The organism is Mycobacterium pinniadriaticum (genome assembly GCF_026242045.1).
In the GTDB taxonomy this organism is placed as follows: Bacteria; Actinomycetota; Actinomycetes; order Mycobacteriales; family Mycobacteriaceae; genus Mycobacterium; species Mycobacterium pinniadriaticum.
In genome coordinates this window covers 14,024-31,867 of record NZ_JAPJDO010000003.1, presented here as the reverse complement: position 1 = coordinate 31,867, position 17,844 = coordinate 14,024, and the positions used below count along the sequence as shown (strand labels likewise).

Below are 17,844 nucleotides of genomic sequence, written 5' to 3'. Positions count from 1 at the left end.
CGAACCATCCCGACGAAACCGGCGACGGCGCGTCGACCGGAATAGCCCGGCGCGGGCACGGGTTTGGCGCTATATGCCCAGAGAACTGACCGACGCCGAGCGCCAGGAGTTCCTGGCCGCCAAACATGTGGCCGTACTGTCTGTCGCGGCCGACAGCCGGCCTCCGGCCAGTGTTCCGATCTGGTAGGACTACGCGCCGGGCGGCAACATCCGGATCACCATCGGCGCCTCACGGCGGAAGGCCCGGCTGATCAAGCATGCCGGGGCGGTGACGCTGGTGGTGCAACACGAGGAGCCGCCGTACCGGTACGTCGTGGCGGAAGGTTCCGTGGTCGCCGTCACCGCACCCACCCCGCTGGAGATCCGGGAAGCCATCGCCGTGCGGTATCTCGGCGATGAGGCCGGCCGCGCGTTTGCCCGCTCGCTGGACGAGCAGGACACCGTGCTGTTCACCATCCATCCGGATCGATGGTTCACCGCCGATTTCTCCGAATGAGTTGGGATCGGTAGCCGACCGCGCGTCCTTGACTTGCCCCCAACGCCGCCACACCGGCCGCGGGTAACGAGAGGAAGAACCAATGAAGATCGTGCCGACGAACATCGCGCAGCAGATCGACCGCGTCGACCGTCAGTACAGCCTGGCGATCGGCATCAGCACCGGGTTGTTGGCGTTCTGGTCGGTCTACCGGGTGATCTGGTCGCTCTACCTGGCGGTGACCTACGACTTCGTCTTCGGCGCGCTGGTGTTCCCCATTGTCCTGTGGGGGGTGATCGGTGTCGTCGCGGCGATCACGTCGATCGGCTTCCTCACCCGCCACCTCAAGGGCTCGGCCACCGGCATTACCGAAAGCAACCCGGAAACCAACACGGTCTGATCAGTGCCCTGGTGCCCGCCGATGCGTCGGGCACCAGGGGGAACGCTTGAAACGGCGGACGTGGCGCCGGCGATAGGAAGGGAGTACCGGGGTTCGCCCTGGCACACCGACGGCCGATGTGTGCGACGATGCCCCTACGCATGGGGAACCGAGAGGACTGCCGGATACATGACTGATGGGCACCGCACCGCGCCATTCGTCCGCGCCGTCCTCATCGCGGGTTTGACCCTCGGCGCCGCATTCGCCGGTGCCGGCATCGCAACGGCCGACCCCATGACGCCGACGCCGATTCCGGTCCCGTCGGATCCCGCAGCGGTCCCACCGGGTCAGCCGGTGGCAATGCCGGTGGATCCGGCCGCTCCGCCACCACCACCGCCCAACGTGACACCCTCGGTGCCCGAGATCGCCAACCCGACCTACGGCTCACAGAACACTCCCGGCGTCCTCGGCTCGCTCAAAGATATGTGGCATCAGGTCAAGGACCCGTATTACGGCCCCCAGGACGAGGCCTATGCCGGCGGCTCAGTCGCGCCGCCGCCCGGATCAGGCGCCCCGCCGCCGCTGCCGCCCGGGTTCAAGTCATACACCGCACCCGGCTCAGAGGCGCCCCCCAGCGAGTACGGCCCCGGTAAACCGCCGCCGCCAGGGACCCCTGCCCTGCCGCCCGGTTACTACTCCCTGAGCGGGCCGCCGCCACCGGGCTACGAATACGACACGCCGGGCCAACCGGCACCGATTACTGCCACACCCGCGCCGACGCCGTAGCTCCGCGACTCACCGGATTGCGGGGTAGGGGATTATCCGCACCACCTGCTGGTTATATTTGCTAAGTATCGTCGGTGACATCGGACCGCTGGAGTCGTGCTCATGACCTTGATCAAAACCGCCCTGACCGCTGTCGGCGCGCTCGCGGTTGGGCTCACCATCGGCATCGCGCCGGCCAGTGCCGACCCGCCGCCGCCGGACCAAAACGTCGGCGACCCGGTGCCGGCCTGGGCGCCCGGCAAGCCCGCTGAGGTCTGGAACGGCCAGCCTGTCGTGTGGACCCACATGTGGGGCGGTCGCTGGGGCGTGTGGCTCAACGGCGCCTTCATGCCGCTGTCATCCAACCCGGTGACCAACGGCGGCTGAGCGGTTCCTGGCAGCGAGTCTCACTCGTCACAAACGCCGTCCAGCGCGGACCTAGGGTGGATACTGCGCAGTGGACCGCTATATAGTTAGTCCGCTTAAGGTTTTAGCGATTGGGGTTGGAGAACGATGGCTGGTTTGAAGAGTCGCGCGAAGTTGGCGGGACTTGCGCTCAGCGCGATGGCAGTTGCCGGGGTCGTCTCGGCCGGCCCGGCGAATGCCGACGCCACGGACGACTACCCGATCCCGCACCGGATCATCATCACCCAGTGCGATGTCGAGCAGTACATGGCCGCGGCGCGCGACACCAGCCCGGTGTACTTCGAGCGGTACATGATCGACCGCAGCAATCGGCCGGGCGATGTCCAGCAGCTCGCCTTCGACCGCATTCACTGGTTCTTCTCGCTCGACGCAGCGGCCCGCCGCCAGTACTCGGAGAACACCGCGACCAACGTCTACTACGAGTTCGTCGCGACCCGCTGGGGCAACTGGGCCAAGCTGTTCTTCAACAACAAGGGCGTGGTCGCCAAGGCCACCGACGTCTGCATGAACTACCCGCCCGGCGACATGTCGGTGTGGAACTGGGTGTAGCTCCCGGCTAATTCCCGGACGGGAGTAACGCAGCCCCCAATCCCACCTATATACGGGCATCACATCGATGCTCGGATACGTAGGTGGACGATGAAGCAAACTCAACTGCCGCGCCCTCGCGCCCATACGATGATCGCCATCGCCGTCGCGTGTGCGGGCGCCACCCTGAGCCAGGCACCGACGGCGGGCGCCGATCCGGTGCGGGTGCCCTGCGGGGTTCTCGACCAGGTTCGCGAGAGCCTCGACGACGACATCAACGCGGGTATCGGCGGTGTGCGGATCGTCATCAGCTCGCCCTACGCGAGCGGTGCCACACAGAAGCGCGACGCCGAGGTGAAGCTCGCCATGGTCAGCCACGGCGTCCACTACATGGAAGACGTCAACGGACCCGACATCGTGCCCGGGCTCGCGCCCGCGTTGGTCGCTCTGCGCCGAGCCAGTGACGATATGCGAGACGCGGTGGAGGCGCTGTTCCAGATTTCCGGTGGCTACGGATCCGGGTTCGGCATCGGGGATTACGGGCCGACGGTGTCCCTCGCCTGGCCGCAACCGTCGACGTGGACCGCCATCGACTACGCCGACCAGAAAAAGGACGCTATCTATGCGCTGGTCAACGGTCTTCAGCCGACCTGCCTACCGTGACCTCCGCTAGGAGGCGCCGAGAATCTTGATCGCGAAGACCAGGGTGTCGCCGGGGAGGATGCCCGCTCGGGGCTGACCGTCGGGGTAGCCGTCGGCGGAGACCATGGCGACGGCGACGGTGGACCCCACCGTCTGGCCCGCGATGGCCTTCTGGAAGCCCGGCACGACCCCGTCGAGCGGGAACTCGGCCGGTTCGCCGCGTTGGTAACTGCTGTCGAACACCGTCCCGTCGCGTCCGTTGACGCCCATGTAGCAGACCGAGACCGTGGCCGTCGGGGCGACGACCGGTCCGGTACCCGCCTGCAGCGTGTGCACCTGGGTCGCGTCCACGGTAAACGGCGCCGTCACCGTGACCACCGGTGCGGCGGTATCGGTGGAGCCGGTGACGGCGACGCTGCCGGTGGCGCCGGGCAGTGTCCACTGCGGCGATCCCGGGTCGGCGGGCGGTGTCGTCGGGCACGTGCTGTCCGGACCGGCCGCCTGGGTGACCGAGGACGCGACCGCTGGAGCGGTCGACGACGTGCTGGCCGACGGGGTGCTGGTGGTGGAGCCGCACGCGGCCAGCGTCATCGCAATCGACGCGGCAAGCGCGACGGCGGAGGGCAGACGGGAGGAATTCACGCTGGCCACGCTACAGCCGCGTTGGCCGGAACTGGGTTACCGGTGGCCGTTATTGATCCGTTAATAAAGTCTTGGGTGCCGTTGAACTGATTCTCAGCAAAGCTTCAGTCATCGCAGGAAAGCTGCTTGCAGGCGCCGAGCGGCGCGCACCTGCATTGTGACGAGAAAGAGAAGTCGAACGCGATGAGCTACCGGTCAGGGAATTCACCACAGGAGAACCACTACCAGTGGCAATCGAAAGATGCTGTGGATCACACTAACTCGAATCAGTGGAGCCACGGTCGGTATGAACAACGCTACGACTCTGCCACGACAACTCGGATGTATCCGCCGGCGTACGGAGCTCACCCGGGAATGCCCAATCAATTCGGGCGGCCTGCATCACAGCAAAAGCCACTGTCGCGAAAGAAGACGCGAGTCGGCGTGTTGGTGGCCGGCACGGCCGTGGTGGCCATGGCGGCCGGCGCCGCGACAGCTGTCGCCGTGGTCGACCATTCCGCGGCCCCGACGCCCGCGGTTACGACGCCCACGCCCGTTGCCGCCGGCCTGCCCGCACCGAAGGCCGGGGCGATCGCCAGCGATCCGGCTGGCCAGGTGCCCGCAGGTTCCGTCGAGCAGGTGTCGGCCAAGGTGTTGCCCAGCGTGGTGAAGCTGCAGACCAGCAGCGGCCAGCAGCGTGAAGAGGGATCCGGGATCGTCCTGAGCTCCGACGGGTTGATTCTGACCAACAACCATGTCGTGGCCGCTGCCGCGCAGGCCGGCGGCGGTCTCGAGGCCACCGTGACCTTCGCCGACGGCCGCACCGTGCCGTTCACCGTCGTGGGCACCGACCCCGCCGACGACATCGCGGTGGTGCGGGCACAGAACGTGTCGGGCCTGACCCCGATCACCATCGGCTCGTCCAAGGACTTGAAGGTGGGGCAGGACGTCGTGGCCGTCGGATCGCCGTTGGGCCTGCAGGGCACCGTGACAACGGGCATCATCAGCGCGCTCGACCGCCCGGTCGCGACCGGTGACGAGCAGACCGGTCAGCATTCGGTGATGAGCGCCATCCAGACCGACGCGGCGATCAACCCCGGTAACTCCGGCGGGGCGTTGGTGGACATGAACGGCGATCTGATCGGTGTGAATTCGGCGATCGCGTCGTTGGGCGGCGGCCAGGATTCGCCGGGGGCCCAAGCCGGTTCGATCGGCCTCGGTTTCGCCATCCCGGTCGATCAGGCCAAACGCATTGCCGACGAGCTGGTCTCGACCGGAACCGTGCAGCACGCCGCGCTCGGCGTCCAGCTCAGCCCAGACGACAGCGCCGGGGGCGCGATGGTCGCGGGTGTCGCCGACGGCAGCCCGGCGGCAACGGCCGGCTTGCCCAAGGGTGCGGTGATCACCAAGGTCGACAGCTTGGTGATCGACGGCCCGGAGTCTCTGGTCGCCGCGATTCACTCCAAGGCGCCGGGTGACAGCGTCACCCTGACCTACCAGGATCCCTCGGGTGGTTCCCATACCGCCCAGGTGACCCTCGGGACGATGCAGTCCTGACGCCAAGTCAGAAAAGGATCTGGCGCACAAGTCAATTCAAGAGCGATCCCGGCTGAGACAGACGGTGGCTACAGTCCGGTAGCTGCCGTCTGTCTTCAGCGATAGGGAGTGCGATCGTGAACAGGTGCGGCGGCGGAGGTTGTGGGCGCGAATCGTGGACGCTCCCGCCGAACGGCTACCGTTCGCCGACGCATCGGTGGACACCGTGGTGAACGAGCGCTGCGCGAGATCGCGCGCGTCCTGTGCCCGGGTGGGCGCCTGCTGTTCATCGAACACATCCGGGCGCGTTCCGGGTTCCTGGCGGCCACCCAGGACAGACTGCTCAAACCCTGGCGCGGTTTCGCCGGGGGGTGTGTGTGCAACCGCCCGCTGAGCCCGCTGCGCGAAAATCGCAACGAATCACCCGGCACGATGCATGCTGGGGTTATGCGGGTGAGCATGTTCGGGCAACTCAGCGGACCGGGGATCGAATCGCCGATCGACGCGACCATCGCCAACCTGGCGATGCTGCGGGACGAGGGTTTCACGCGGGTCTGGATGAGCCAATTGCCTTATGAGCCAGATCTTCTCACCGTTCTGGCGGTCGCGTTACATGAGGTCGACACGATCGAGGTGGCCAGCGGCGTGGTGCCCATCCAGAATGTGCATCCGATGCTGATGGCCCAGCGCGCCCTCACGGTGAGCCTGGCCTCCGGCGGGCGCTTCACCCTCGGCCTGGGCATGACCCATCAGGCGGTCACCGAGGGGATGTGGGGTATCCCGTGGGATAAGCCGGTCCGCAGGCTCAACGAATACCTCGACGGGCTGCTGCCACTATTGGCCGGCGAACCCGCCGACGCGGTGGGGGAGACGGTGACCACCCGCGGGGCGCTGATGATCGCGGGCGCGCCTGCGCCCGAGGTCTATATCGCGGCGCTGGGCCCGCAGATGCTGAAGATCGCCGGCCGGCGCACGTCGGGCACCTGCACGTGGATGACCGGGCCCAAGACACTGGCCGAGCACGTCGGCCCGGCGCTGCGCCAGGCGGCCGCCGACGCCGGGCGCGCGGGCGCGGTGCACGTCGCCGCCTCGTTGCCGATCAGCGTCACCGACGACGTCGACACCGCCCGCAAGCAGGCGGCCGAACAGTTCGCGATCTACGGCCAGCTGCCGTCGTACCGCGCGATGCTCGATCGCGAGGGCTATGCCGGTCCGCAGGACGCCGCCATCATCGGCGATGAGGACACCGTCCGGGCCCGGCTCGACGAACTGAGCGCGGCAGGCGTGGACGAGTACGTCGCGGCGACGTTCGACCCCTCACCGGAGGGCCGGGCCCGCACCCGGGCATTACTTCGGGCCTACGACTCGTAAACACCGACCACATCAAACGCTTTGCGGCCCAGGTAACCATCCCCGCACGGAGCCTGCGCCCCGGTGAGATACATCACTCGGCATTGATGGAATCGCAGGTAGGGGATACCGCCTTGTAGCTCACATGAGCACAGCACCGTTGACCCGCCCCGCCAAGGCCAAGCACGCGGCCTTCGTCGGGGCCTTCGCGTCACTCTCCGTCGTCGGCACCCTGCTGGCCGGCCCCGCGGCGACCGCCAACGCGGCCGATGACTCCTGCGCCGCAGTCGAGGTCGTCTTCGCCCGCGGCACCTTCGAGGCACCCGGTGTGGGCGCCACCGGGCAGGCCTTTGTGGACGCGCTGAACGCCAGGCTGCCGGGCAAGGCAGTTGAGGCCTACGGAGTGAACTATCCGGCCTCGCTGAACTTCGGACAAGCCGTCGACGGGATTGCCGACGCCGCCAACAGGATTGAGTCGGTCGCCGCGCAATGCCCGGCGACCGAGATCGTGCTCGGCGGATACTCGCAGGGAGCCGCGGTGGCCGGCTACACCACCTCCAGCACCGTGCCGGCCGGAATCACGCTGCCCGCCAGCATCTCCCGGCCGATGCCCGCCTCGGTCGCATCCCACGTCGCGGCGGTCGCCCTCTTCGGTACACCCGACGCCTGGTTCCTGGGACTGGCGGACCGCAGCGCACCGCCGATCACCATCGGCGATCTGTACGCCGGCAAGACCATCCAGCTGTGCGCCACGGGGGACCCGGTGTGCTACCCCGGCGGCCTGGATCGCTCCGCTCACAGCTCGTACAAGACCAACGGCATGGCCGATCAGGCCGCCGACTTCGTGGTGAGCAAGCTGGGTGAACCCGCTCCGGCGGCAACCGTGGTGCAGGCCGCGGCCACTGTCGGGCCGGGTAACTGACATACCTTCAGCGACGCGTCTCGGTACGCCCCGGAATGGGGCAGGATGAGGCCATGGTGAAGCTCATTCGTCGTTCGACAATCGTGACGGCCGCGCTTGCGCCAATCGCGGCCCTGTCGCTGATGGCCCCCGCTCTGGGTTCGGCGGTACCGCTGGACTGCCGAAACGGTGAATGGTGGGATCCCGTCGCCAATGTCTGCCGGCCGCCGGTGGTGGCACTGAACTGCCCGGAAGGCCAGTACTGGAATCCGGTGTCGAACACCTGCCGACCCCTGGGCCAGGTCTAGCTGCCGGTGAATGCCCACGGCTCGCGGGCAAACACGTCCTCGACCATCGGGCGAAAGAACTCCAGCGGCCGGCTCTCGAATTCCGTATCGAAGCAGTTCTGGTCGTACTTCTCGCAGAACTCCACGGCATCGTCGAACCAGGGGTGGCCGCGGTGCCTCTCCCGGGCATCCCGGACGCCACCCATGTGCGGGGCGTAGTAATACTGCTGAAATTCGGGGTGCACCTTGAGGATCCAGGCCGTCTTCTCCGACACGTACGGTGCGATCACCGCCGCCGCAAATGCGCCGTGTGCATGGGGCGCGTAGGTGTCACCGATGTCGTGCAGAAGCGCGGCGACGACATACTCGACGGGACGGCCGTCGTCGAAGGCCCGGGTCGCCGACTGCAGTGAGTGCTCCAGGCGAGTGACCGGATATGCCTGCCGCCCGTCGGCGAGCGCCTCGACCAGCTTGAGGACGCGGGGGACCAGTCCGGCGTTGTTCGCCGCTTCCGCGCGATCGATGAGCGCGTAGTCCTCCGCGGTGCCCTCGGCCATCGTGCGGTAGGTGCCCCGGGTTTGCCCGCTCATCGTCGACTCCTCTCGTCACCGTCCTGCACAGACCGTAGCCGCGGGTTGTTTCGGCCGCGTGTCAGACGCGGCAGCCGCCAGGGATATTCCTCGTGCGGCCACAGTCGTTCGATCTCGGAGTTGAATTCCGCGCCGAGCAGGACCGCGAGCGCGGTGATGTACGTCCACAGGACTACCGCGATCGGGACGGCCAGCTGGCCGTACACCGCACCCTTCTGCACGGTGAAGGTGATGTAGGCGCGCAACCCCGCCGAGGCCAACAACCACAACACCATTGCAAGGGCCGCCCCGGGCAGGTCACGGCGCCACGGCGTGTGCCACGGGACACCAACGTGATAGAGGGTTGCCACAGCGGCGAGGACGAGAAGAACAACCACCGGCCAGAACAGCAGGTGCAGAATGTGCAACGTCGGGTCGGCGAGCGATGCCGGCGCCGCCCACAGCACCAGCCGTGGCCCCAGCACCAGCGGCGGCAAGATCGCCACGACGCCGAACATCGCCCCGATGGTCAGGCCCAGCGCCAAGAGCCGGCGCTTCCACGCCGGTCGGGGCGCAAGGTCATAGGCGAGGGTGATCGTCTCGAGGTACCGATTCACCGCGCGGGAGCCGCCCCAGACGCTGAGCAGGATGCCCAGCGACACCACGTCCCCGCGCTGCTGAGCGAGCACCGTGTCGACGACGTGCTGGTAGGTGGCGAACGTCCGCTCGGACAGGAAGGACTCGGGCAGGTCGAGCACCCGGCGCAACTCCCTGTTGCCGGCGGGACCAAGAACTCCCGCGATGAACCCCAGCGAGCCGACAATGGCCAGCAATAGCGCCGGCAGTGAGATCAAGGTGAACAGGGCGGCCTCGGCGGCCAAGCCGGGCACGCGGTCCTCGATCGACTCTCGTACGGTGCCCTCGAGTAAACGCCAGGTCTTCTGCACCGGCGCCGGTGCCCGGTCCAGCAGCGCGGCGCCGCGGCGCTGTGCCGCCGAGCTCACCGACGACGCCCGTTCGCTCAGGCTGGACCACACTGTCGACTTCTGGCTCAATCGGGCCATAGCCAAAGCGTAGGGACAAACCGAGGGACATTCGAACCCGGCGCGCGATGCCGGGAGTTGGATAAGGTGATCTTGATGGTTCACGAACACGCCGAACCGCTGCGGACCTTTTCAGCCGACGGCGCGGCCGGCCGCACGGATTTCGACTGTCGCGATCGGCTGGCCATCAAGAATCTCGTCGATACCTATGCGTTGGCCTACGACAACTATCTGGCGGACGAGTGGTTCGAATTGTTCACTGACGAGGCGGTTTTCGTAGCCGGTGTTCCCGGATTGGAGCCAGTGGAGCTGCGCGGCGCGGACTTCCGCAATTTCTCCCGAGATCGGATGTCCGCCTTCAGGACAAGCGGCAATCAGCGACGCCACCTGATGTCGAACATGGTGTTCCTCGAACAAACGCAGACGACGGCGCGAGCCAGCGTGGTCGGGCTGCTGACCAATACCGCGAACGGAACGGCGTTCGCGGCCGTCGCGGCACTCAACTACGAGGGATGGTTCGTCAAACAGAACGGGGTCTGGAAAATCAGCCGCTGGCATGACTTTCCGGACGGGCCGGTATAGGCAGCTCACTCCTCGCCGGGGGGCGGCGCGGGAATACGGTCGTAGGGGCCGACTCCCTGAACGATGAGGTAGGTGGCCAACGCGTCCCCGGTGTTGCGTACGACATGGGGCCGCCGTGGCGGAACCCGGAACTCGACGCCGGGGGCAAGGTCGATCCGCTCGACCGGTTCACGGGTCTCGACCTGGACACTGCCGGTGATGCCGACGAAATAGTCCGTGATCTGAGTATGCAGGTGCCAGGGGAGTACCCCGTGCGGCGCCAGGGTGAAGCGGCTCACGCGCAGCTCGGCCGTCGTCATGACGACGTCGACGGCAGCCACACCGCCACCGTAGTGGGCGAGTTCTTGGTCTGGCATCAGGCCGCGGACTTCTCCAAAATGTGGACACCACAGGCTGATCCCAGACCGATCACGTGCGCCAAACCCACCTTGGCGTCGGCGATCTGGCGATCACCGGCCTCACCGCGAAGGTGATGACAGATTTCCCAGATGTTGGCGATGCCGGTCGCGGCGATGGGGTGCCCCTTGGACTGCAAACCGCCGGAGACGTTGACCGGCGTCGACCCATCACGCCAGGTGGCACCGGAGTTGAAGAAGTCGGCGGCGGCGCCCTGTTCGCACAGCATGAGGTTGTCGTAGTGAACCAACTCAGCCGTCGCGAAGCAGTCGTGGAGCTCGACCAGGTCGAGGTCGGCGGGTCCCACGCCGGCCTGCTCGTAGGCGGTGGCCGCGGCGTTGCGGGTCAATGTGTTGACGTTCGGCAGGACCTGGCAGCCCGGTTCGTAGGGATCGGTCGTCAGGACCGAGGCCGACACCTTGACCGCGCGCCGACGTTGCTCCAGCGACAGCGATTTCAGCGTTTCGCCGTTGCACACGATCGCCGCGGCAGCGCCGTCGCAGTTGGCCGAGCACATCGGGCGGGTGTTGGGGTAGGCGATCATCACGTCGTTCATGATCTGCTCGAGTGTGAATCGCTTCTGGTAGGCGGCCAGCGGGTTCAGTGTCGAATGGGCGTGGTTCTTTTCGCTGATCTTGGCGAAGAGTTCGAAACTGGTACCGCCGTACTTGTGGCCGTACTCCGTGCCGATCTGCGCGAAGACGCCGGGCATGGACTCGGTGCCGATGCGCCCGTCGATCGGGGCGACGGCGCCGAAGCGGCCCGACGGGGACCAGACGTCAGCGTCGTCCTTCCTGCGTCCGCCGGCACCGAGAAGGCCGGCGCCGGAGAGCTTTTCCACGCCGACCGCCATGCCGTAGCGCACCTCGCCGGCTTTGACCGCCATGATGGCCGTCCGCAGCGCGGTGGCCCCGGTGGCGCAGGCATTGGCCACGTTGTACACCGGGATGCCGGTCTGGCCGATCTGTTTCTGCAGCTGCTGGCCGATACCGGCGCTGGCGTTCATGAGATTCCCGGCTGCCAACACCCCGATGTCGGCCATGGTCAGGCCGGCGTCGGCGAGTGCGGCCATCGCCGCTTCCGACGCCAGATCGACGGTGTCCTTGTCGGCGTGTTTGCCGAATTTGGTCATCCGGATACCGAGGATCCAGATCTCATCACTGGCGCTCATCGCATCTCCTTGGCAGGGTCGGTTCGGTGGGGGGTCACGCGACGGGCTCGAAGCCGAAACCGATCGCCTCGGTTCCCTCTGTGTCTTCTCCGAGCGTGTACGTGGCCAGACGCACCTTCATGCCGTCGTGAACGTGTTCGGGATCGGGCGCCACGTTGACGAGGTTGGCCCGTACCTGGGTGTCGTCGCAGTCGATGACGGACGCGACGAACGGGACCGGCACGCCAGGCGCGGCGAAGGTGACGATGGTGAACGTGCGCACAGTGCCTTCGGTGGGCACCGGTACTGTCTTGAAATCGGTACCGAAGCAGCTCGCGCAGGCGTTACGCCGGTCGAAGAACCGAGCACCGCATGCCGTGCATTCATGGGCGACGAGGTGGGGTTCACCGTCGTCGAGCACCAGATAGTCCACCATCGGTATCCGCTCGGGCATCTGACCCTCCGTTCGTATGTCTAACTGACGCTAGCGAGTGGTCACCGGTGACAAAAGAGCGGGGCCCGATATGAGCCACAGGAGTGCCGATGAAGATGCCGGAGATCGGTCGGTCGATCCGGGAATGGCGCGACGAGGCGCTCCGCAGTATGTATTCCGGTGCCAAGGGAAATTCCACCGCGCGGCGGTTCGCGCGACTGTGGGGGTGGGTGTTCAGCAGAGGCTTGGGACCTGGCAGCCGCTGGGTGACCCTCGAGGTGCCGGGCCGCAAGAGCGGCAAGGCCACCCGATTTCCGCTCGGCATGGCCATGGTCGACGGCCAGGCGTATCTCGGATCCATGCTCGGCAACACCTGCAACTGGGTACGCAACGTCCGCGCCAACGACGGATACGCCGTCATCGACCATCGCGGCCGACGGCGGGTACACCTGACCGAGATCCCCGGTGAGTCGAGCGCACCACTGCTCAAGGCGTACGTACAACAGGTGCCCGGTGCCCGACCACACATACCCGTGCAGCACACCCAGCCGGCCAATGACTTCGAGTCATGTGCTCAGGACTATCCGATTTTCCGGGTGGAGTTCCTGCCTGACCTGCCGTGAAGTTTCGAGCGGCACGGCGCGGGGTAACAATGTGCCAGCGTCGCGGTACGTCGACGTCGGATCGCTAGCGGAAGGAAAGCTCTTGATTCCGTTCATCTGCCCGAACTGCGGGCGTTTCGACATCGACAACCCCGACTGCCCGTCGTGCGTCATCGACGAGGACGCCGCGGCGGCGTGACCTCACGGATGTAGATTCCACTGGCCCACATCGGCGGCCAGGGCGTCGTTGACGTCGACTTCGAGCCCGCCGACTCGCGGGCCCGGATTCGACGCGGTGCTCACCACGCGCTGGTAGAGCACGGCACCGGGGTGGACCCGATTACCGGACCAGGCTTTGGTTTGCCACGCCCACCAGCGACCGGGTGTGCTCGACCTTCCGATCACACCGTCGGCAGCAGCCCACTCGCACACGTCGAGGCCGCCGTAGACGCCGGTGCGCTGGACACCGAGCACCGAGTTGATTCCGCGAAACCACTGCAGCGCGACGCGGTTCCATGTGTCGCGGTTGATGTCCTCGTCGATCGTGAAAAAGATCGGGGCGCTCTGGCCGCCTCCAGCCGCCCTGTGCAGTTGCCAGGCGGTGCGCGCGTCGGCGATACCGCCGGCGTAGCCTCGGGTGAAATCCGACGGCGCCGTCCCTCCCGGCTTGCCGTACTGGTAGTTGCTCACGATGACCAGGCCCGCCGCGGTCAGTGACTCGGCGTAGGGCCGGGTGATGGGTTTGGCCCCGAACGACGAGCCGGGCCGCGACAGCGAGACGTAATTGACCACCCCGGAGTGGCCGGCGGCGCGGATGTACTGTGCGGGAATCTGTTTGGCGGCGAAGTCGATCAATGTGGGGGCCGCGGCCGCCGCCGAAGGCATGCCAGGCCCCAGTGACACCGCACCCATCCCGGCCAACGCCGTGGCGTAGCGCAGCGCGTCACGGCGAGTGACCGCACGTGACCGCCGGACACCGGCAGCGGAAAGCCAATCGTGCACCGCGCGATGTTAACGATGTTCCTGTGGTCGACGGCGTACCCAACGCCGGCCGTGTCCGGTCTGAGTTTGGATCGTTACCCTACGGCCGCCGAAGGAGCTCGGGGGTGTCGGGAATGGGGATCAAGATCAGGGCAACCACCAGCACGGCCAGCAGGTTGTACTTGAGCTGCCACAGCACTCGCGCGGCGACCTTGATTGGCCCGGCCCGGCCGACGCTTCGAATCACGAGGTCATCGTGTCTCGACGTGTCCCCTCAGCGCCGCCAGGTGTGGTGATCGAGGTTCGGCGGTGGTTGTCACGGCCAAGAACTGGGCGCCGGCCCGGCTGGTGGCGCGGGTACGGCCAGGTTGGCACCCGGGATCGTGGAATTCTGCAGGGCCGCCATGCACAGGCCCAGCCGGCCCGGCAAGCAGATGCCGCCGGTACCGCTGATCCCCAACGTGCTCTGGGCCTGCGACCAACACACGCCGGTACGGGGGTCGGCGACCTGTCCGGCATTGCAGGCCGCATGCGCCACTGGCGTGGCCACCAAAGGCGAGAACATCAGTGCTGCACCGCAAACCGATGCGAGCACAAAACCTGGAACCGTGATTCGGCTTTTCATGTTGTGGGTCTCCGTCGCGAAGCAGGGCCTACCTGGGATTCAAAACAACTGACCAGCCGACTAGGCCGGTGCGGTGATCTTCGTCTGCTCGTCGATCACCTTGGCCGCATCCAGAATCACGTCCTGTTGGCCATCAAGAGCGTCAGCATTGAGCTGCAGGGCGAACAACGCATCCTTGCCCGGAATTACCACGGTTTTCTGAGCGACGACGCGCTTCTTACCGTCGTTCATGTACGTGCCGGCGTATTGCACGGCGTCGAAGCCCGACAGTGAGCTCTTGTTCGGCTCACCGATGGGGGAGAACTCCGGCAGACCCTGCAATTGGCTCGGCGCCAACTCCAACACCGTGGCCGGATCAACGTCACCGGTCAGCTTCACAGCGATGGCGTACATCGTCGGCGGGTCACTGGGATCAGCCGGCTTGTCGTACACGATCGCCCCGTACGCCCACTCCGGGGTCTTGTCCCCGGCCGGGCTCCAACCCGGGGGGAACGGGAAATCAAAGTTCGGGGTGCCGGGCTCATCGGGTTTGATCGGCGTCTCGGCGATGTTGTTCTTCGTGATGTAGTCATTGATCGTCATCCCGGCCGCCGCGGGCGCGGCCGATGAGGACGTCACCGACGCCGACGAACTGACCGATGACGAACTCGCCGACGAAGCCTCGCTCCCACTCTTCGATCCACAGCCGGCCAACGCGAAGCTCAACCCAACAACGGTCACACTCGCGGCAGCCACCACCATCACGTTCTTCATCGGGTCGCCTTCCCCTTCCTGGTCAACATGGGTTGGTACCATCACCAGACGAACGACAGCGCCGTAACAGTACACCGTATTAAAAAAGGCCGCAGCACATCCAGGTACGAGCGGTGGGTAGCCGTTCCCACCGAACCGAGCGAAGCGAGCCTTGCCCAAACAGGTTGACCACGACGAACGCCGTCGCGAAATCACCGCCGCGATGTGGCGGATCCTTTTGCGCGACGGTATGGGGGCGGTAACGGTTCGCGCCCTTGCCGCAGAAGCCGGCTGGTCGGTGGGGGCGCTTCGGCATTACTACCGGTCCCAGGACGACCTGATTCTGTTCGCGACCGGCGAGATGCTCACGACGATCAGTCAACGGATATACGCCCTCGACCTGGACAGCCCCGATCGCGGTGTGCTCCAACAAGCTATCGAAGAAATGCTTCCCCTTGATCGGCAACGCAAGGCCGAGGCACAGGTGTGGTTCGCCTTGCTGACACGGCGCGTCGCCAGCCCGCAGGTCGCCGCAGAAGCCAATGAGCTGGACCTCATCGTCCGCGACGCGGTGCATCAGGTGCTCACGAAACTGAACACCGCACAACTCGTGTCAGGACAGCGCGACCTCGAGGTCGAGGCCGTGCGCTTGCATGCTCTGATCGATGGGCTTGCCCTGCACGCACTTTCCGAACCGCCACTGGACTCGCCGACAGCGATACGCGCCGCGATCAGCACCCATCTGCGAGAACTCGCCCGCTGAACGATTGCCGCGCCGGCTCACGCCCGCTGACCTTCCAGCCGCGTCTTCAGGGTGCGCAGTCCGGTGGTGGCGCGTCGACGCATCAGCCACCCGGCAATCGGCAGAATGCTGTGTCGCGCAACGGCACTGCGGTTCCGGCTCACCATACGCCACCGGACGTCACAGGAACCCATCCCGGAGTCCTCGACGTCGATCTCCATGCGCGGCAATACCATCGGGAGGTCGCCCTCGGTCACCAAGCGTCGCGGTGGTTTGACATCGACTACCCGTAGCAGGACATCCCGTTTCCCGCGCAACGGTACCGCGACGGTCTCCGCGTAGCGCTTGCCGATGGCGTCGAAGGGGAGTTCGTCCCTGGCGGCAACAGCGATCACCCCGGGGAACCAGTCACCGAAGTTCTCGAGGTCGGCCGCGTAGGCGAAGACCATCGGGACCGGACAGTCGATATGGATGGCGGCCTTGGCCAAGGTGTACATGGACCTCCTCACGGTCAACCGGAGGCTAAGGTATAGACCAAGGTCTATGGTCAAGCCCGGAGCCTCGATGCAGATCAGCGAATTGGAAGCACGCACCGGCGTAGGTCGGCACGCCCTGCGTTATTACGAGCGACGGGGCCTGCTCGGCGACGTACCGCGGAGCCCAGGCAACTATCGGGAGTATCCCGAGTCGCTCGTCGACGACGTCAAGCTGCTCCGCAGCATGCAATCGATGGGATTCTCGCTGGCCGAGATCCGACAGGTCCTGGGCGGGGTGCGCGCCAGCGACATCGACTGCGCGGACGCCGCGCGACTGCTGGCGGAAAAACGGGCCCGCGTCGACGAGCAGATCAACGGGTTGCGGGAGGTCAGTCGACGCCTGGCTCGTGAACAAAAGCGTCTGGAAGCCAGCGCGCGCCGACACGGGATTGCGCTGCGGTAGGCCGGCGACCCACGGACAACGTGGATTGGCGACTCACACCGGGAGCGGACGCTGGGCCGCCTACTTGAACACGAGCAATTGTCTTACACACCGTCGTACAGTGTTGCCATGGCCGACACGATCACCTTCCGCCCGGACGAAGACACCTTGAAGGCAACTGGAAGCCCTGACCAAAGACGGCACTGCCGTGTCGGCCGCCGTTCGATCCGCAACCAAGCTGTCTGCCTACCTTGACCGCTGCAGCGAGCACGACCTCATCGAAGGTCCTCCCCACGACCGCAAGCGCGTCCGGCTGAACTCGCTATCCTGAGACTAATTGCGTTCGAAATCAACGCGATTGGTGCGTCCGCGGCCGTCGGAAGAACCAACGGAACCCGCGGGCTCGACGACTTTATCGCGCACTCATCCACAGGAAAGACCGCGGAATAAGGCAGCACTACGCATCGCAGCGAACCGGGATGAGCTTATTCAGACGCGGGACCCCAAGCTGCCAACTGAGGTAGCGTCCGTGATAACGGTCGGCCGTCGGGTCCGCGTAGTTGAGGGGCCGGCGCTAGGTGAGTGTTTTCCGGCGCAATAATCCCTCCGCAGCAGCTGCAACGATGCTCCGCGCTAACAGCACGACCGCATTCATCGTGAACCATGATCGTTGTCGGTCCACTCGAACTGGGCTCGAAACGGTCTCCCCACTGCATCATTTCGATGAGGACACCGTTTAAGGCGGCACCCTTCTCCGTCAGATGATAACCACGTCGTCGGCCTACCGCGTCGGTGTCATCGGTCTGCAAAATGCCGAGATCGACCAGCTTGTTCAAGCGAACAGACAAGATATTGGAGGCCACGCCTAGGCTGCGTTGGAACTCATCGAAGCGCGTCAGACCATGAAAAGCGTCACGTAGAATCAACAATGTCCAGCGCTCGCCCACTACCTCAAGCGATCTGGCGATCGAGCAATCTTGACCCGGATAGTCGGCGCCTAGAGGCATGGCTCTAGTCTAATCGATTGCTTGCATCAAGCCAGTAATGGAGTGCAAACGCCTGTCTGGTATCGATGCGCGGGTTGCTACTACGAGAAGTGACGAGAGGCAAGCCATCGCGACAGCCATTGGCAATCGGTGCGCCTGGATCAGCTTTTCATCA

General features: G+C 65.8%; 26 protein-coding genes and 1 pseudogene. 15 read left to right on the top strand and 12 right to left on the bottom strand.

The genetic code is table 11. From position 1 onward, the window contains the following. Window positions 1-73: 73 nt before the first annotated feature. The 6 genes and pseudogenes from ORI27_RS04345 (at window position 74) to ORI27_RS04320 (ending at window position 3,236) form a co-directional block, all read left to right on the top strand. Window positions 74-496, top strand: a pseudogene (locus ORI27_RS04345) (pyridoxamine 5'-phosphate oxidase family protein). Between the two features lie 82 nt (window positions 497-578). Continuing rightward, the gene (locus tag ORI27_RS04340; protein WP_265995299.1) at window positions 579-875 is read left to right on the top strand and encodes a hypothetical protein; all 297 of its coding nucleotides are present in this window, start codon (window positions 579-581) and stop codon (window positions 873-875) included. 168 nt (window positions 876-1,043) lie between these two features. Continuing rightward, complete coding sequence (locus tag ORI27_RS04335; protein ID WP_265995298.1) at window positions 1,044-1,640, top strand: hypothetical protein; 597 nt, start codon at window positions 1,044-1,046, stop codon at window positions 1,638-1,640. 102 nt (window positions 1,641-1,742) lie between these two features. Continuing rightward, window positions 1,743-2,006, top strand: coding sequence for a hypothetical protein (locus ORI27_RS04330; RefSeq protein WP_265995297.1), 264 nt, complete (start codon window positions 1,743-1,745; stop codon window positions 2,004-2,006). Between the two features lie 126 nt (window positions 2,007-2,132). Then, the gene (locus tag ORI27_RS04325; RefSeq protein WP_265995296.1) at window positions 2,133-2,594 is read left to right on the top strand and encodes a DUF5078 domain-containing protein; all 462 of its coding nucleotides are present in this window, start codon (window positions 2,133-2,135) and stop codon (window positions 2,592-2,594) included. Window positions 2,595-2,684: 90 nt separating this feature from the next. Beyond that, window positions 2,685-3,236, top strand: coding sequence for a hypothetical protein (locus ORI27_RS04320; protein ID WP_265995295.1), 552 nt, complete (start codon window positions 2,685-2,687; stop codon window positions 3,234-3,236). 6 nt (window positions 3,237-3,242) lie between these two features. Here ORI27_RS04320 and ORI27_RS04315 read toward each other — a convergent pair whose 3' ends face one another. Continuing rightward, window positions 3,243-3,806 (bottom strand): FKBP-type peptidyl-prolyl cis-trans isomerase, encoded by a 564-nt coding sequence (locus ORI27_RS04315; RefSeq protein WP_265995646.1) that lies wholly within the window; start codon window positions 3,804-3,806, stop codon window positions 3,243-3,245. A 234-nt stretch (window positions 3,807-4,040) separates the two neighbouring features. On the opposite strand from ORI27_RS04315, the gene ORI27_RS04310 reads away from it, so the two are divergent. The 4 genes from ORI27_RS04310 (at window position 4,041) to ORI27_RS04295 (ending at window position 7,931) form a co-directional block, all read left to right on the top strand. Beyond that, window positions 4,041-5,393 carry a S1C family serine protease gene (locus tag ORI27_RS04310; protein WP_407666213.1) on the top strand — a complete coding sequence of 451 codons (1,353 nt, stop codon included), beginning with the start codon at window positions 4,041-4,043 and terminating at the stop codon, window positions 5,391-5,393. A gap of 426 nt (window positions 5,394-5,819) precedes the next feature. Beyond that, on the top strand, window positions 5,820-6,743 hold the full coding sequence (locus tag ORI27_RS04305) for a TIGR03564 family F420-dependent LLM class oxidoreductase (protein WP_265995644.1): 924 nt from the start codon (window positions 5,820-5,822) through the stop codon (window positions 6,741-6,743). 124 nt (window positions 6,744-6,867) lie between these two features. Beyond that, a complete protein-coding gene (locus tag ORI27_RS04300) occupies window positions 6,868-7,644 on the top strand; it encodes a cutinase family protein (RefSeq protein ID WP_265995294.1) in 777 nt (258 codons plus the stop codon). Window positions 7,645-7,697: 53 nt separating this feature from the next. Further along, a complete protein-coding gene (locus tag ORI27_RS04295; RefSeq protein WP_265995293.1) occupies window positions 7,698-7,931 on the top strand; it encodes a hypothetical protein in 234 nt (77 codons plus the stop codon). On the opposite strand, the gene ORI27_RS04290 is transcribed toward ORI27_RS04295, so the two are convergent. Both ORI27_RS04290 and ORI27_RS04285 read right to left on the bottom strand, forming a co-directional pair. Next, window positions 7,928-8,500: an HD domain-containing protein gene (locus ORI27_RS04290; RefSeq protein ID WP_265995292.1), complete on the bottom strand. Its 573-nt coding sequence runs from the start codon at window positions 8,498-8,500 to the stop codon at window positions 7,928-7,930. The two genes, ORI27_RS04295 and ORI27_RS04290, sit on opposite strands and share 4 nt — an antisense overlap. Further along, window positions 8,497-9,543: a YihY/virulence factor BrkB family protein gene (locus ORI27_RS04285; RefSeq protein WP_265995291.1), complete on the bottom strand. Its 1,047-nt coding sequence runs from the start codon at window positions 9,541-9,543 to the stop codon at window positions 8,497-8,499. Before ORI27_RS04285 ends, ORI27_RS04290 begins: the two co-directional genes overlap by 4 nt. A gap of 75 nt (window positions 9,544-9,618) precedes the next feature. Between ORI27_RS04285 and ORI27_RS04280 the strand changes: the two genes are divergently transcribed. Beyond that, the gene (locus ORI27_RS04280; protein WP_265995290.1) at window positions 9,619-10,104 is read left to right on the top strand and encodes a nuclear transport factor 2 family protein; all 486 of its coding nucleotides are present in this window, start codon (window positions 9,619-9,621) and stop codon (window positions 10,102-10,104) included. A 5-nt stretch (window positions 10,105-10,109) separates the two neighbouring features. Here the strand turns inward: ORI27_RS04280 and ORI27_RS04275 are convergent, their stop codons facing one another. The 3 genes from ORI27_RS04275 to ORI27_RS04265 are packed head-to-tail and all read right to left on the bottom strand — an operon-like array spanning window position 10,110 to window position 12,104. Further along, on the bottom strand, window positions 10,110-10,460 hold the full coding sequence (locus tag ORI27_RS04275) for a cupin domain-containing protein (protein ID WP_265995289.1): 351 nt from the start codon (window positions 10,458-10,460) through the stop codon (window positions 10,110-10,112). After that, complete coding sequence (locus ORI27_RS04270; protein WP_265995288.1) at window positions 10,460-11,671, bottom strand: thiolase family protein; 1,212 nt, start codon at window positions 11,669-11,671, stop codon at window positions 10,460-10,462. Before ORI27_RS04270 ends, ORI27_RS04275 begins: the two co-directional genes overlap by 1 nt. Before the next feature lie 34 nt (window positions 11,672-11,705). Beyond that, on the bottom strand, window positions 11,706-12,104 hold the full coding sequence (locus ORI27_RS04265) for a Zn-ribbon domain-containing OB-fold protein (protein ID WP_265995287.1): 399 nt from the start codon (window positions 12,102-12,104) through the stop codon (window positions 11,706-11,708). An 89-nt stretch (window positions 12,105-12,193) separates the two neighbouring features. Here ORI27_RS04265 and ORI27_RS04260 point away from each other — a divergent pair, with 89 nt between their 5' ends. Both ORI27_RS04260 and ORI27_RS04255 read left to right on the top strand, forming a co-directional pair. Further along, entirely contained in the window at window positions 12,194-12,706 is a 513-nt protein-coding gene (locus ORI27_RS04260; protein WP_265995286.1) for a nitroreductase/quinone reductase family protein, read from the top strand. 31 nt (window positions 12,707-12,737) lie between these two features. Then, window positions 12,738-12,884 (top strand): hypothetical protein, encoded by a 147-nt coding sequence (locus ORI27_RS04255; protein WP_265995285.1) that lies wholly within the window; start codon window positions 12,738-12,740, stop codon window positions 12,882-12,884. Window positions 12,885-12,886: 2 nt separating this feature from the next. Here ORI27_RS04255 and ORI27_RS04250 read toward each other — a convergent pair whose 3' ends face one another. From ORI27_RS04250 to lpqN, 4 genes are all read right to left on the bottom strand, one after another. Continuing rightward, window positions 12,887-13,597 carry a DUF1906 domain-containing protein gene (locus tag ORI27_RS04250; RefSeq protein ID WP_265995642.1) on the bottom strand — a complete coding sequence of 237 codons (711 nt, stop codon included), beginning with the start codon at window positions 13,595-13,597 and terminating at the stop codon, window positions 12,887-12,889. 169 nt (window positions 13,598-13,766) lie between these two features. Continuing rightward, a complete protein-coding gene (locus tag ORI27_RS04245) occupies window positions 13,767-13,913 on the bottom strand; it encodes a hypothetical protein (RefSeq protein ID WP_265995284.1) in 147 nt (48 codons plus the stop codon). 69 nt (window positions 13,914-13,982) lie between these two features. After that, complete coding sequence (locus ORI27_RS04240; RefSeq protein WP_265995283.1) at window positions 13,983-14,231, bottom strand: hypothetical protein; 249 nt, start codon at window positions 14,229-14,231, stop codon at window positions 13,983-13,985. Between the two features lie 120 nt (window positions 14,232-14,351). Further along, window positions 14,352-14,984: an envelope biogenesis lipoprotein LpqN gene (lpqN, locus tag ORI27_RS04235; protein ID WP_266073892.1), complete on the bottom strand. Its 633-nt coding sequence runs from the start codon at window positions 14,982-14,984 to the stop codon at window positions 14,352-14,354. A gap of 211 nt (window positions 14,985-15,195) precedes the next feature. Here lpqN and ORI27_RS04230 point away from each other — a divergent pair, with 211 nt between their 5' ends. Further along, the gene (locus ORI27_RS04230; RefSeq protein WP_265995281.1) at window positions 15,196-15,786 is read left to right on the top strand and encodes a TetR/AcrR family transcriptional regulator; all 591 of its coding nucleotides are present in this window, start codon (window positions 15,196-15,198) and stop codon (window positions 15,784-15,786) included. 17 nt (window positions 15,787-15,803) lie between these two features. Here the strand turns inward: ORI27_RS04230 and ORI27_RS04225 are convergent, their stop codons facing one another. After that, window positions 15,804-16,274 carry an SRPBCC family protein gene (locus ORI27_RS04225; RefSeq protein WP_266073881.1) on the bottom strand — a complete coding sequence of 157 codons (471 nt, stop codon included), beginning with the start codon at window positions 16,272-16,274 and terminating at the stop codon, window positions 15,804-15,806. Window positions 16,275-16,308: 34 nt separating this feature from the next. On the opposite strand from ORI27_RS04225, the gene ORI27_RS04220 reads away from it, so the two are divergent. Further along, the gene (locus tag ORI27_RS04220) at window positions 16,309-16,704 is read left to right on the top strand and encodes a MerR family transcriptional regulator (RefSeq protein ID WP_265995279.1); all 396 of its coding nucleotides are present in this window, start codon (window positions 16,309-16,311) and stop codon (window positions 16,702-16,704) included. A 464-nt stretch (window positions 16,705-17,168) separates the two neighbouring features. On the opposite strand, the gene ORI27_RS04215 is transcribed toward ORI27_RS04220, so the two are convergent. Continuing rightward, on the bottom strand, window positions 17,169-17,690 hold the full coding sequence (locus ORI27_RS04215; RefSeq protein ID WP_265995278.1) for a winged helix-turn-helix transcriptional regulator: 522 nt from the start codon (window positions 17,688-17,690) through the stop codon (window positions 17,169-17,171). Window positions 17,691-17,844: the final 154 nt, after the last annotated feature.

Bases quoted from the DNA above. Each gene is read 5' to 3' on its own strand.
- ORI27_RS04340 (WP_265995299.1), top strand. From the start codon at position 579: ATGAAGATCGTGCCGACGAACATCGCGCAGCAGATCGACCGCGTCGAC.
- ORI27_RS04335 (WP_265995298.1), top strand. From the start codon at position 1,044: ATGACTGATGGGCACCGCACCGCGCCATTCGTCCGCGCCGTCCTCATC.
- ORI27_RS04330 (WP_265995297.1), top strand. From the start codon at position 1,743: ATGACCTTGATCAAAACCGCCCTGACCGCTGTCGGCGCGCTCGCGGTT.
- ORI27_RS04325 (WP_265995296.1), top strand. From the start codon at position 2,133: ATGGCTGGTTTGAAGAGTCGCGCGAAGTTGGCGGGACTTGCGCTCAGC.
- ORI27_RS04320 (WP_265995295.1), top strand. From the start codon at position 2,685: ATGAAGCAAACTCAACTGCCGCGCCCTCGCGCCCATACGATGATCGCC.
- ORI27_RS04315 (WP_265995646.1), bottom strand. From the start codon at position 3,806: ATGACGCTGGCCGCGTGCGGCTCCACCACCAGCACCCCGTCGGCCAGC.
- ORI27_RS04310 (WP_407666213.1), top strand. From the start codon at position 4,041: ATGAGCTACCGGTCAGGGAATTCACCACAGGAGAACCACTACCAGTGG.
- ORI27_RS04305 (WP_265995644.1), top strand. From the start codon at position 5,820: ATGCGGGTGAGCATGTTCGGGCAACTCAGCGGACCGGGGATCGAATCG.
- ORI27_RS04300 (WP_265995294.1), top strand. From the start codon at position 6,868: ATGAGCACAGCACCGTTGACCCGCCCCGCCAAGGCCAAGCACGCGGCC.
- ORI27_RS04295 (WP_265995293.1), top strand. From the start codon at position 7,698: ATGGTGAAGCTCATTCGTCGTTCGACAATCGTGACGGCCGCGCTTGCG.
- ORI27_RS04290 (WP_265995292.1), bottom strand. From the start codon at position 8,500: ATGAGCGGGCAAACCCGGGGCACCTACCGCACGATGGCCGAGGGCACC.
- ORI27_RS04285 (WP_265995291.1), bottom strand. From the start codon at position 9,543: ATGGCCCGATTGAGCCAGAAGTCGACAGTGTGGTCCAGCCTGAGCGAA.
- ORI27_RS04280 (WP_265995290.1), top strand. From the start codon at position 9,619: ATGGTTCACGAACACGCCGAACCGCTGCGGACCTTTTCAGCCGACGGC.
- ORI27_RS04275 (WP_265995289.1), bottom strand. From the start codon at position 10,460: ATGCCAGACCAAGAACTCGCCCACTACGGTGGCGGTGTGGCTGCCGTC.
- ORI27_RS04270 (WP_265995288.1), bottom strand. From the start codon at position 11,671: ATGAGCGCCAGTGATGAGATCTGGATCCTCGGTATCCGGATGACCAAA.
- ORI27_RS04265 (WP_265995287.1), bottom strand. From the start codon at position 12,104: ATGCCCGAGCGGATACCGATGGTGGACTATCTGGTGCTCGACGACGGT.
- ORI27_RS04260 (WP_265995286.1), top strand. From the start codon at position 12,194: ATGAAGATGCCGGAGATCGGTCGGTCGATCCGGGAATGGCGCGACGAG.
- ORI27_RS04250 (WP_265995642.1), bottom strand. From the start codon at position 13,597: ATGGGTGCGGTGTCACTGGGGCCTGGCATGCCTTCGGCGGCGGCCGCG.
- ORI27_RS04240 (WP_265995283.1), bottom strand. From the start codon at position 14,231: ATGTTCTCGCCTTTGGTGGCCACGCCAGTGGCGCATGCGGCCTGCAAT.
- ORI27_RS04220 (WP_265995279.1), top strand. From the start codon at position 16,309: ATGGTCAAGCCCGGAGCCTCGATGCAGATCAGCGAATTGGAAGCACGC.
- ORI27_RS04215 (WP_265995278.1), bottom strand. From the start codon at position 17,690: ATGCCTCTAGGCGCCGACTATCCGGGTCAAGATTGCTCGATCGCCAGA.